The organism is Arthrobacter sp. HMWF013, from assembly GCF_003061105.1.
Classification (GTDB): Bacteria; Actinomycetota; Actinomycetes; order Actinomycetales; family Micrococcaceae; genus Arthrobacter.
Map to the genome: position 1 here is coordinate 1 of NZ_QAIQ01000410.1, position 11,987 is coordinate 11,987.

Annotated in this window: 12 protein-coding genes; 1 reads left to right on the top strand and 11 read right to left on the bottom strand. The window is 67.7% G+C overall.

Annotated features, from left to right (window positions below; translation table 11 throughout):
• Positions 1-216, top strand: a 216-nt coding sequence (locus DBR22_RS23910) for a hypothetical protein (RefSeq protein ID WP_219928127.1), incomplete at its 5' end; no start/stop codon positions are given.
• A gap of 72 nt (positions 217-288) precedes the next feature.
• On the opposite strand, the gene DBR22_RS15220 is transcribed toward DBR22_RS23910, so the two are convergent.
• The 11 genes from DBR22_RS15220 to DBR22_RS25255 are packed head-to-tail and all read right to left on the bottom strand — an operon-like array spanning position 289 to position 11,981.
• Positions 289-1,572, bottom strand: a complete 1,284-nt coding sequence (locus DBR22_RS15220; protein WP_219928128.1) for an NtaA/DmoA family FMN-dependent monooxygenase — start codon at positions 1,570-1,572, stop codon at positions 289-291.
• Positions 1,565-2,446, bottom strand: a complete 882-nt coding sequence (locus tag DBR22_RS24170; RefSeq protein WP_108599724.1) for an LLM class flavin-dependent oxidoreductase — start codon at positions 2,444-2,446, stop codon at positions 1,565-1,567. Before DBR22_RS24170 ends, DBR22_RS15220 begins: the two co-directional genes overlap by 8 nt.
• Positions 2,443-4,152 carry a dipeptide ABC transporter ATP-binding protein gene (locus tag DBR22_RS15230; protein WP_108599725.1) on the bottom strand — a complete coding sequence of 570 codons (1,710 nt, stop codon included), beginning with the start codon at positions 4,150-4,152 and terminating at the stop codon, positions 2,443-2,445. The genes DBR22_RS24170 and DBR22_RS15230 overlap by 4 nt, the downstream gene beginning before the upstream one ends.
• On the bottom strand, positions 4,149-5,045 hold the full coding sequence (locus DBR22_RS15235; RefSeq protein WP_108599726.1) for an ABC transporter permease: 897 nt from the start codon (positions 5,043-5,045) through the stop codon (positions 4,149-4,151). Before DBR22_RS15235 ends, DBR22_RS15230 begins: the two co-directional genes overlap by 4 nt.
• Before the next feature lie 7 nt (positions 5,046-5,052).
• Complete coding sequence (locus tag DBR22_RS15240; protein WP_219928129.1) at positions 5,053-6,021, bottom strand: ABC transporter permease; 969 nt, start codon at positions 6,019-6,021, stop codon at positions 5,053-5,055.
• The gene (locus DBR22_RS15245; RefSeq protein WP_108599727.1) at positions 6,018-7,379 is read right to left on the bottom strand and encodes an NtaA/DmoA family FMN-dependent monooxygenase; all 1,362 of its coding nucleotides are present in this window, start codon (positions 7,377-7,379) and stop codon (positions 6,018-6,020) included. The genes DBR22_RS15240 and DBR22_RS15245 overlap by 4 nt, the downstream gene beginning before the upstream one ends.
• Positions 7,376-8,467: an LLM class flavin-dependent oxidoreductase gene (locus DBR22_RS15250; RefSeq protein WP_108599728.1), complete on the bottom strand. Its 1,092-nt coding sequence runs from the start codon at positions 8,465-8,467 to the stop codon at positions 7,376-7,378. The genes DBR22_RS15245 and DBR22_RS15250 overlap by 4 nt, the downstream gene beginning before the upstream one ends.
• On the bottom strand, positions 8,464-9,480 hold the full coding sequence (locus tag DBR22_RS15255; protein ID WP_108599729.1) for an aldo/keto reductase: 1,017 nt from the start codon (positions 9,478-9,480) through the stop codon (positions 8,464-8,466). Before DBR22_RS15255 ends, DBR22_RS15250 begins: the two co-directional genes overlap by 4 nt.
• 47 nt (positions 9,481-9,527) lie before the next feature.
• Positions 9,528-10,577: an aldo/keto reductase gene (locus tag DBR22_RS15260; protein WP_108599730.1), complete on the bottom strand. Its 1,050-nt coding sequence runs from the start codon at positions 10,575-10,577 to the stop codon at positions 9,528-9,530.
• A gap of 43 nt (positions 10,578-10,620) precedes the next feature.
• A complete protein-coding gene (locus tag DBR22_RS15265; RefSeq protein ID WP_219928130.1) occupies positions 10,621-11,838 on the bottom strand; it encodes an acyl-CoA dehydrogenase family protein in 1,218 nt (405 codons plus the stop codon).
• The gene (locus DBR22_RS25255) at positions 11,835-11,981 is read right to left on the bottom strand and encodes a PLP-dependent transferase (RefSeq protein ID WP_375134969.1); all 147 of its coding nucleotides are present in this window, start codon (positions 11,979-11,981) and stop codon (positions 11,835-11,837) included. Before DBR22_RS25255 ends, DBR22_RS15265 begins: the two co-directional genes overlap by 4 nt.
• Positions 11,982-11,987 lie beyond the last annotated feature (6 nt).

An 11,987-nucleotide genomic window follows, 5' to 3' on the forward strand; every position in this document is an offset into this window, starting at 1 on the left:
CCGGACACCGCAGAGCATTACGAGGAACGACTCCGGATCCGCGTCCAGGCCGGTGAAGCCCTGCACACCGTTTCCCGGGCCCTTTTTGTGGCGCGCGCCGGCCGGTCTTTGCAAGGTAACGATTCCGCCCAGTACTACCTGCGCAGCGCCCACTTCCTCCTGGTGCAGGCCCAGACCGAAGCCGTGCGCGCCGCCCAGCTCGCTGCCTTGGCATAAGTACGGCGGCCGAAGCAGCGAGTCCGCACCGCTTCAAAAGCCGCCACTAGTGAGCGCGCGTCGCGCCTGGCGTCAGCCCACCAGATCCAGGGCTAGGCCTGCCCCGATCCCGTCACGCAACGTGGACGCCCCGTATTCGCGCTTGTGGATGCCCTTGCGCTGCAGAAGCGGCACCACGTGGTCGGCGAAGGTGTGCAGGCCGTCCGGGAACTGGTCGATCATCAGGTTGAAGCCGTCGGCCGCGAAGGAGCGGAACCAGAGTTCCATGTCGTCCGCGATCTGCTCCGGCGTGCCGATAATGATCCGGGAGCCATAGCCGCCAAAGTCGCGCAGAACCTCGCGGAGGCTCTGGTGCCGGCGTTCCTGGATCCAGTCGAGGAACGTCAGGCGGTAACCGGTGGAGGTGGGGTGGGTGTCAGGGTCCCAGGGCTTATCCAGAATCTTGGCTGGGATGGGTTCGTCGAGAGCCAGGGTGCTGGCATCATGGGCGATCACGCTGCTCAGCGACCGCAGGGCATAGTTGTCCGGTACCAGGGCTTCGAACTCGTCGAACCTTGCCCGCGCCTCGGCCACGGTGCTGCCGATCACCAACGACAACCCCGGCGTAATCCGGGGCACGCCCGCATGCCGCCCCGCAGCGGCGGCCCGACGTTTAAGGTCAGCGTAATTCTCGACGGCGCGGGGCAGGGTGAGTTCGACGGCAAACACGCCCTCGGCGTGCCGGGCGGCCAGATCGCGACCCTGCTCACTGCCGCCGGCCTGGAAAATCACCGGGCTTCCCTGGGCGGAAGGTCCAAGAGCGGTGGTCCCTTCAAGCTGGAAGAACTCGCCGTGGTGCAGGTACTTGCCGTCCCCCGCTGCCGCGGCCCATACGGCCTTGACGGCGTCAACAAACTCACCCGCCCGGCGGTATCGCTCCTGCCTGCCCGGGGCCTCCGGGAGCCCGAAGTTCGCCGACACCGCCTTGTTGTACGTGGTCACTACATTCCACCCCAGTCGGCCGCCGGAGAGCGCATCGGCGCTCAGGAGCCGCTCGGCCAACTCCACGGGATCGTTGTATGTGGTGGACGCCGAACCGATAACCCCCACGTGATCGGTGGCGCTGGTTATCAGCGAAGCGAGGGTGATGGGCTCAAGGGGGTTACCCGGTCGCGGGTTGGGGTTGTGCAGAGCCGGCTGGTCGGCGAAGAACACCGCATCCAGCAGCCCGCGTTCAGCCGCGCGTGCCGACGCAATCCAGTGGTCCGGCTCCACGAGGGCAGCAGGGTTGCCGGTGCTGAACTGCCACGCGGACGGACGCTGGCCAAAGGCCTGGAGGTTGACGTTGAGGGTGAGGTGGTCGCTGCGGTCAGGCACGGGAGGCTCCAAAGGCGAGAGGTTTGCTGGACAGGTCGAAGCTTCGCGGGGGCAAGCCGAACAATGCCCGGAGCGTCGGAGCCGCACGCCCGTGCTCCCCTGCTGGAAGTCCCGGCGGAAGCGGCGCCGGTGGAAGCGTTGCAACTGCCTCGAAAAGTTCGGCGGTTGTACTGACCGAAACGAGCTCAGCTGCGGCTTCCCCACCGTGAACAATGCCTGCGGCGACCAGGCCCGGCCTCGCTTCCGCTTCGGACGCACGCCAACGGTGCAGGAGGTCCGGATCATCCAGGACCACCAGGTCCACCAGCCCGTGCGCCGCGTCGAGCTCCTCCGCGGTGGAGACATGCCAGAGTGACACCGGTTCGCCCTGGATGCTGCTGGGTGTGTTGAGCGCGCCGTGCACCCTGAAGTCCGCTCCTTGGTGGTCAATCTCCCGGATCTCATCGGTGTGCGCGTACACGCCTGTATCCCGGTCCGCTACCAGCGAGTCAAGCGGCCAGCTGTTCCAGAGGGCCCGGACCACCTGGATACGTTCGGCCGTGTGCTGCGCCCGCGCTCCCCCGGTCTGGAACAGCACGCCGCTCCGGCCACCGCTGAGATGGTCCACGGACAGGAACCTACGCGCCGTGTTGTAGGGGTGGTCGCCGCGCCCGTCCGAGAAGGACACAACGGGCCAGCCAGGCAACCGCACACTGAGCGCCGTGGCCAACGCCGCAGGGTCATGCCGGGCAGGGCGGCCCTCTGCGCCTGCAACGAGTGCGGCGCCGAGGGTGCCCGTCACCGATGCAAGGGGACGGACGAGGTCCGGATCCCCGGCTGCGAGCCGGGCCGGAAGGTCGCCGAGCAGGGCAAGGAGCTGGATGGTGCCGGTCATGCGGCAGCCCCCTTGACGTGCGTTCCCGGGATGGCTTCGAGGAGTGTGCGCGTGTAGTCATGCTGGGGCGCGTTCAGCACCCGCGCTGCAGGTCCGCTTTCCACCACGCGCCCGTCCTTCATGACTGTCACGTCGTCGGCGATGAGCCGGACCACGCCCAGGTCGTGGGTGACAAAAACGTAGCTCAGCCCGAGCTTTGCCTGCAGGTCCACCAGGAGCTGGAGGATCTGGGCCTGGACGGAGACGTCGAGGGCGCTGACGGCCTCGTCGAGGACCAGGACCTTCGGATTGAGCGCGAGGGCCCGGGCGATGGCGACGCGCTGCCGCTGCCCGCCCGAGAGCTGCGCGGGCAGGCGGTTCAGGTAACTGTCGTTCAGCGATACGGCCTGCAGGAGTTCGCTGACCCGCCCGGCCAGCTCCTCCCGGGTTCGCGTGGCTTTGAACGCGCGGAGGGGTTCGGCGATGATCCTGCCCACGGTGTAGCGCGGATCAAGCGATGTGTAGGGGTTCTGGAAGACGAACTGCAGGTCGCGGCGCAGCTCCCGGAGTTGGGCGTGCCTAGCCCCGGTCACTTCATGGTCTCCCAGGAGGACACTGCCGCCGTCGGTTGGGATGAACCCGGCCAGAATGCCGGCGAGTGTTGATTTCCCGGCACCGGATTCGCCCACAATGGCGTGCGTGGTCCCGGTCCGGACGGTGAGGTCCGCATCGGCGAGGGCAAGGAACGGGGTGCTGGTGCGGCCCTTCCGGGTGATGTACGCCTTGGTCAGGGACGCCGCCCGCAGCACGGGCTCCGCGGCTGCAGCCGAACCGGTCTCCGCTCTGCCGCCGTGCTGAGCTTCATGGCTGGGCTGGAGCCGTTCGGCGTGACGGGCCGGGGCGGCATCGAGCAGCCGTCGGGTGTAGTCATTTCCGGGTGCTGCCAGCAACTGCCGGACAGGGCCTTCCTCCACGATCTGCCCGCTCTGCATCACCAGGATGCGGTCAGAGCGGTCCAGCGCGACCCCAAGATCGTGGGTGACCAGCAGGATGCCGAGGCCCAACTGCTGGCGGAGGTTCTCCAGGTGGTCGAGGATCACCCGCTGCACGGTCACGTCCAGGGCGCTGGTGGGCTCGTCGGCCACGATGATCTTCGGCTTGCCGGCGAGGGCTATGGCGATCAGGGCGCGCTGCTTCATGCCGCCGCTGAGTTCGTGGGGGTACTGGCTGAAGACGCGTTCGGCGTCCTTGAGCCCCGCTGTCCGGAGGCTCTCCAGCGCGGCAGTCCGGTGCCGGTCCCGGTCCGTGGGCTCGGGTTCGTTGAAACGGACTGCTTCAACCACCTGCTGCCCGATCCGCTTGACCGGGTTCAGGGACGTGTTGGGATCCTGCGGGATGAACCCCACATAGTTACCACGCACCCGGGCCAGGCGCTGGTCCGGCCAGCCGGTCACGTCCACACCCGAGTAGGCGATGGAGCCGGAACGGATGCGCGCGGAAGGCGGCAACAGGCCCAGCGCGCCCTGAATGAGGGTGGTTTTCCCTGATCCGGACTCGCCCACCAAGGTGACCACCTCTCCCTGCCTGACCTCCACGTTGACGCGCTCGACGGCGGGAGTCCAGGACCGCCGTCGATCGCGGTAATCGATGGACAGGTCGGTGATCCGCAGCAGCGGCTCGGCTTCGGCCTGCTCGCGGACGATCTCTTCAATGATGGTGGCGCTCATCGTCGTTGGTCCTTCCTGAGGGAGGTGCTGATGCGGTGGGTGGCGATGACAACAAGGGCAAGTGCGGTGCCCGGCAGGATGGAGATCCAGGGGTGTACGGCCAAATAGTCGCGGCCTTCGGCCACCAGCAGCCCCCATTCGGGTTCGGGCGGCGGCGCGCCATAACCGAGGAAGCCCAGGGAGGCCACGGCGAGGATGGATGTTCCGACCTCCAGTGCGGCGAGGGCGAGCACCGAATTCAGTGCGTTGGGCACCACGTGCCGGAGTACTACGGTGAGTCGGCCGACGCCGAGCCCGTAGGCTGCACGGACGTAGTCCCGGGTCACGACGCTGATCACCTCCGAGCGCATGACGCGGGCAAAGGACGCGATGGATGAGATTCCCACGGCGATGGCGATGTTGTGGGTGGAGTAGCCAAGGACTGAGACGATCACCATGGCCAGCAGCAGGCTGGGGATGGAGAGGAACACGTCGATCACGCGCATGAAGGCGGTGTCCGCCCAGCGCCCGAAGTAGCCGGCGACCAGGCCAACGATGGAGCCGATGCCGAACGCGATGAGCACCGCCACCAGGGTCGCGGTGAGGGTGGTGCCCGCCCCGTAGATGGAGCGTGCCAGCAGGTCCCGGCCCAGGCGGTCGGTGCCGAAAGGATGCTCGGCGCTGGGCGGGGTGAAGCTCAGGGCCGGGTCTCCCTCGTAGGGGCTGCTCTGGGTGAACAGCCCGGGTGCGATGGCCCAGCCCAGAGCGATGAGCACCACGATCCAGGCAAGCACCAGCACCGGCTGGCGGCTGATGTCTGCCAGCAGTGCACCCGCTGAGCGGGCCAGGGCACTGGGAGTCGACGTGAACGGTGCGGAGGTTGCGGTTTCGGGTGCGTGGAGTTGGATGGTCATGGCTGCCTCACGCTGTACGGACGGGTTGGGCGGTGAGGGTTGCCCTCAGCCGCGGATCGAGCAGTGGGTAGATCAGGTCGACCAAGAGGTTGATGAGCGCGAAACTGGCCGCCACGAACACGATGATTCCCTGCACCAGGGGCACGTCCAGGGTGTTGATGGCTGATTGCGTGAGCCGGCCTACCCCGGAGCGTGCGAAGACCGTTTCGGTAATGACGGCGCCGGCGATGAGGTTCCCGAAGGTGATCCCGGCGATGGTCAGGGCGGGCAGGCTCGCGTTGCGGAATACGTCACCGATGATGATGCCGCCGCGGGTGGCTCCCTTGGCGTAGCTGGTGGTGACGTAGCCGGCCTGGAATTCCTCGGCAAAACTGCGCACCAGTAGCTGCGCGATGGGACCCGAGACGGGGACGGCCAGGGTGATGACGGGCAGCACCAGGCTTTGCCAGCCCTGGTCCCCGAAGGCGGGGAACCAGCCGAGCGTGAAGGAGAAAATTTGGAGCAGCAGGATGGCGAACATAAACACCGGAATGGACACCGACGCCGAGGGCAACGATTCCACCAGATGGCGCAGCCACGGCCGACGCGTTCCGGTGGCCAGCAGTGCAATGGCAAAGCCGATCAGCACGGCCAGGACCAATGAGCCCGCGGCCAGGATCAGTGTGTTCGGCAGGACTTCCAGGAGAGAATCGGACACCCGGCGCCCGGACCCCACGGAGTTTCCAAAGTTGCCGATGGCGGCCTGGCTGAGCCGTTCCAGGTACTGGACGAACACCGGCTGGTTGAAGCCGTACTGCGCGGCTACCTGGTCCCGGACTTCCTGCGGAATGGTGTTCAATTCCGCAGGATCAAAGAGGAGGTCCACCGGGTTGGCCGGGAAAACGAACAGCAGGATGAACGTGATGGTGAACGCGGCCCAGACAACGAACAGCGCGCGGCCCAATTTGGACAGGACATATCCGAGCACGGGAATCATCCCTCCTTGGCGTTGGTGGTTGGATGGGCGGTGGCCCGCTGCCGGTCCGTGCCGGGCACCAGCGGGGCGAGGCCGAGGTTCTCGCGCAGGGTGGTTCCGGCGTAGTCCTGCTGGAACAGTCCGCGGCTTTGCAGGAGGGGCACCACCTGGCGGGCGAACCCTTCGAAGTCCACGGCGGTGTCCGCGGGCATGATGGTGAAGCCGTCCGCTGCCCCGGCCCGGAACCAGCCCTCAAGGTTGTCGGCGATCTGTTCCGGGGTGCCGGCCAAGAGCCGGTGTCCGGCGCCTCCGCCCGAGCGGGTGACCAAGTCGCGGACAGTCCGGGGTCCGGCGGCAATGAGCGCACGGGTGCTCCGGAAGAAGCCGGCTGACGCCGGCGGGTGCGGTGCGCTTTCCAGGGCTTCGATGGTGATCAGGGAGTCCGGGTCCAGGGTATCTGCCTCCAGGCCCAGCTGGGCAGCCACCCCGGTTGCCGCGGCCTGCAGGTCTGTGGTGTTCACCAGTTCATCGATGCGGCGGCGCACCTCCTCATCGGTGTCAGCCACCAGGACGATCACTCCCAGGGACGTGAGGATCTGGCCGGGGTCCCGCCCGGCTTCGGCTGCGCGCCGCTTGGTGTCTGCCCGGAACGCCACTGCCTCATTGAGATCCTGGCCCGCGGTGAACACCACATCTGCCCAGTTCGCGGCGAGCTCAAGGCCGCCCGGCGAGCCGCCGGCCTGCACCAGCACGGGGCGGCGTTGCGGCGACGGCGGCACCGAAAGGGCACCGCTGACGCGGAAGAACTCCCCCTCGTGTTCCACCCGTTCGATGCGGGACGGGTCCACGAAGCGTCCGCTCACAGGATCGCCCACCACGGCGCCGTCGTCCCAGCCATCCCAGAGGGACAGGACTACGCGGGCGAACTCGTCAGCCCTGCGGTAGCGCTGGGCCTTCTCCGGCGCCGTGGGATACCCGAACGCGGCCGCCGAGTGCGGCGCGAAGGTAGTCACCACGTTGAACGCCGACCGTCCGCCAGTCACATGGTCTAAGGCGAGGTAGCGGCGGGCCAGGTTGTACGGGCTGTTGTAGGTGCTGCTGCTAGTGGCGATGGCGCCCAGGTGTTTGGTGCCTGCCAGCACGTCCGCAAAAAGGACGGTGGGTTCCAGCCCCGACTCGGGATGGGCGGCTATGGAGCCGCCCAGTCCGGGTGAATCACCCAGGAAGACTGCGTGGATCTTCGCCTCTTCGGCGATGCGGGCAAGTTCGCGGTACCGGTTCACGTCCACCCATGCCAGCGGGTCCCGGCCGGGCAGGCGCCAGGCGCCCCGGAAGTGGCCGGGCGTCATCAGGGAAAGGTTCAGATGGAAGGTGCTCATCGGACACCGGCCGCAACGGATTCGAGCACCGATACCGGGGAGCCGCCCGCCGGCTGCCAGCCGAGCCGGGCTGCCACACCGGTTGCTGTGGCTTCGAGGAGGCGGCGGTGTTCCTCCAGCACCGGGACTGCCGGCGGAAAACTGACCAGGAGCTCGGTTGCTGCTGCCACTCCCGCGTCGGCGGCAAGGCCGGCCGCGATGTCCGCCGCCGGACCGAAGCGGGTGTGGTCCCGCACCAGGTACTCCTCGGGGGTCACGTCGTTGACATCGGTGCGACCGAGCGCTCCGAACCAGCTTTGCCAGCGCCGTGCACCGTCGACCAGTTTCGAGAGGGCCTGCTCCCGGGTCCGGTCCGGGTAGACGGCCCGGGATACCAGCACGCGGGGTTCGGCACCGGCCGGCAGCGCGGACCGGTAGGCGTCCACCAGGGCTGCCTGAGCCTCCGGGCTTTGTTGCCGGTTCCAGTCCGTTGCCCGGGACAGCTGCAGGCCGTCGCCGGCTGCACCCGCGGCCCGGGCCTGGGTGAGGGCATGCTCCGGGGCGCTGGAGGTTGCCTGCCAGATCCTGCCGCGGACACCGCCTCCGGGCGGATGCAGCATTTCCCCGAGACTGTTGACCGGCTGGCCTTCGAGGATCGCGTGCAGCCGGTTCACGCTGTGTTCCCAGGCCTGGTGGCGGTTCTCCAGGTTCTGGCCGAAGGCCTCCCAGGCGCCGGGGAAGGGGCCGGCTCCAATGCCGAGTTCCAGCCGTCCGCCGGAGAGGATGTCCAGGGTGGCCGCATCTTCTGCCACCTTGAGCGGGTCCTCCAAAGGAAGCACCAGGACGCCGGTACCCAGGCGGATGCGGCTGGTGTGCTGGGCGATGGCGGCCAGGAGCAGCAGGGGTGACGCCACGTGCTCGTTGCCTTGGCGGAAGTGCCGCTGGATGACCCAGCCGGAGTCGTATCCCAGCTCCTCCGCCCACCCGAACAGCTCAATGGCCTGCCGGTAGGATTCGGCCGGGCTAAGGTCGCTGTCCAGATGGAGCAGGAACCCCAGCTTCTTCCCGGCCAGGGCACCCTGCCCGCCGCCACCGCCCAGCGTACTCATTTGGTCCGCAGCCCGGTGCCGTGCACGCCGTGCGCGTCGATGATCTTGAGCTCTTCATCTGTCAGTGCGGCAAAACCGGGAGCTTGGAGGTTGTGGTGCAGCTGTTCCACGGAGCTGGCGCCGATCAGCGCCGTGGTAACCTCGGGCCGGCGCAGCACCCACTGCAGTGCGAGCTGGGCCAAGGACTGGCCGCGCTCACGGGCAAGATCGTTCAGTGCGCTGACCCGTGAGCGGTACTCGTCGGTGATGTCGTCCACCGACAGAAAATCGCTGTTTTCTGCGCGGGCACCTGCCGGCACGCCTCCGTCGAGGTACTTGTCCGTCAGCAGCCCCTGGGCAAGCGGCGAGTAGGTGATCAGGCCGACGCCGTCTGCGGCCGACTGCCCCAGGATGTCCTCGATCTCCACCCGGCGGTCGAAGATGGAGTACCTGGGCTGGTGCAGGACCAGCGGCACCCCGGCTTCCTTGAGCAGGACAGCTGCCTGGTGCGCGCGTTCCTTGGAGTAGTTCGAGATGCCCACGTAGAGCGCTTTGCCGGAGTGGACGGCGCTGACCAGTGCGCCTACCGTTTCCTCCAGGGGAACGGCGAGGTCCGGGCTGTGGGAGTAGAACACGTCCACGTAGTCCACGCCGAGGTCCTTGAGGCTGTGGTCCAGGCTCTGGAGCAGGTTCTTGCGGGAGCCGCCCCGGTGGTAGGGGCTGGCGCTGATGGGGTTGCCGGCCTTCGTGGAGATCACGATTTCCTCGCGCCAGGCTGCCAGGTCCTCGCGGAGGAGCCGGCCGAAGTTCTTTTCGGCGGCGCGGGCCGGAGGGCCGTAGCGGTTGGCGATGTCGAAGTGGGTGATGCCTGCGTCGAACGCTGCGAGCAGGATTTCGCGTTGCGTTTCGTAAGGTGTGCGGTCGCCGAACTTCTGCCACAAGCCGAACGAGAATTCGGGCAGGGTCAGGCCACTGGTGCCGGCCCGGCGCCAGTTCAGGTTGCCGTGGCGGGTTTCGGAGGGCTGATACGTCAAGGGAGGTGCCTTTCTGGCTGTTGGGAAATGGAGGACGACGGCGTCTGTCACCGGCTTCGGCGCAAACCCGCCGGGGTCAGCTCGCCGGGGATGCGGCCGTTGTCGCGTTCAAGGAACGTGGTCCCGGGAGCCACAGCCTTGTCGATCTGGTCCAGGACACTGTCACTGAGGATGGTGGCCGCGGACTTCAGGTAGGCGTCCAGGTGCTCGCGGGTGCGCGGGCCGATGATCACCGATGAAATGGCGGGGTGGTTCAGGGCGAAGGCCAATGCAAGATCCGGGACGCTGATCCCCGCGGCGTCCGCAATTGTGCCGAGCTGCTCCGCGGCGGCGAACTTCAGTGCGTTCTCCGGGGCGGCGACGTCAAACCTGCCCTCCCAGACACGGGCCGCACGAACGGAGTCTGGCTGCGGCTGGCCCGCGCGGTAGGCGCCGTTGAGCCAGCCCGCGGCCAGCGGTCCGTAACTGAGGACGCCCAGCCCGTACTTGCGGGCGACCGGCAGCGTGGTCCGTTCCACCAGCCGGATCAGCGCCGAGTACGGGACCTGTTCGGTCAGCGGCGGGGTGAGGTGGTGCTGGCGGGCCAGCAGCTGGGCCTCCACCACCTGGTCGACGCTGAAGGTGCTGGTGCCGTAGTAACGGATTTTGCCCTGCCGGACCAGGTCATCCAACGCGGTGATAGTTTCGAGCAGGTCGGTGTGCGGATCGGGGCGGTGTGCCTGGTAAAGGTCGATGTAGTCCGTGCCAAGCCGGCGCAGGCTGCCTTCCACAGCTTCGAAGATCCACCGTCGCGAGTTGCCGGCGTGCAGCGGGTTGTCTCCGATTTGGCCGTGGAACTTGGTGGCCAGCACTACTTCGCTGCGCCGGCCGGCGATGGCCTCGCCCACGATCTCCTCGCTGCGGCCCTGGTTGTAGGCGTCAGCAGTGTCAATGGTGTTGATTCCGGCGTCCAATGCTGCGCGGATGATCTCCAGTGACTCGGGGCGCTCGGTGGGGCTGCCGAAGTTCATGGTGCCTAGCGTGAGCCGGCTTACCCGGACACCGCTGCGGCCAAGATAGCCGTAATCGGCAGTCGGGGGTGTGGATGCTTCAGTCATTTGTTCTCCTCAAGTTATGGGTGGTTGCGGCAGGTAACGGGCGTCAGAACAGGCCGTTGGCAGGGGGCGGCTCGTCGGCCACTAACCAACCGCCCACGACGGCCGATTTCCAGCCTCGGGGGTTGTGGTTGGCCACCGTCCGGGCGTTGCGCCAGTGCCGGTCCAGGTTGTGTTCGCGGCGGGTGAGTGTCCCGCCACCGACGTCGAACAGCAGTTCGCCGGCTGCGAGGGCCTGTTCGCCGGCTCCCACGTAAGCTTCGGCGACCGCGATGGTGGCCTGCACCCCGAGAGGGTCACGCGGCCCGGCCCAGTAGGCGTCCAGCTGTTCAGCGGCGCTGATTACCTGTGCACGTGCGGTGAACGCCGCGGCGGCGATTCGGCCCACCGTGAGGCGGACGTAGGGATCGTCGGCGCTGCGAACGGCGGTGGAATGTTTGATCGGGCGGGTCACTCCGCGGACCAGGCGGACGGCGTCGTTTTGTGCAGCCTCGGCGATCCCGGCGAGGGTGGCAGCCAGAATGAGGTGGGCCAGGGACCCATGCGGATGTCCGCTCTGCGCGCTGACCGCCTCCACCTCTTCGGGGTCCACCAGGACGCCGTCCAAGCGGGTGGTGCCGCTGGCCGTGAGGCGCTGCCCGACAGCATCGAAATCGTCGATCAGTACGACGCCTTCGCTGTCGGTGGGAACAGTGAAGGTGACCACACCGCCGTCATCGTCCACGGCATTACCGGAGAACCAGCGGGCGTGCAGAGCGCCTGTGCTGTAGAACTTTTCGCCGGTGACCCGGAGACCGGAGCTGTCGCGGGTGAGTCGGGTGGAGATCTGGCCGGGCTTGCCTGTGGCTTCATTGCGGGTTCCGGCGAACAGGTCCCCGGCCAGGACACGGGCCAGCGTGCGGTCATGCTTCACCCCGGAAAGGGTGCCGGTGGCCAGGCCGTCGGCCACGAGAAAGCCGGGCCGCAGGGCTTGGGCCACGTTGGAGTCCGCCGCCGCGATATCCACAACAAGCTCGGCGAGTTCGCGGATGGTTGCCCCCGCGCCGCCATCTTCGTGCGGGACGCGGTATCGGAGGATGCCGGCCTCGGCAAGGCCGCGGATCTCCGCGAACGGGTGCGTCCGGTCGGCGTCACGCTGCGCGGAAGTCGCACGCAGCCGGTCGAGGACCGGTGCGATCGCCGCCCGGATGGAGGAGGTGGTCACAATGGAGGCAGGGTTCGACGGCGTCACCGGGCTTTCCGGGGTCCGCTCGGCCACGCTCACAGCCCGTCCGCCTGGGTGGGGGCGGCGGCTTCACCGCGGCTGCGCAAAGGAGGCGGGTTTTCCCCACGCAGGACGCGGAAGGCCCTGTCGAGGTCCGCGATGAGGTCATCAACGTCCTCGATCCCCACGGACAGCCTGATCAGGCCGGG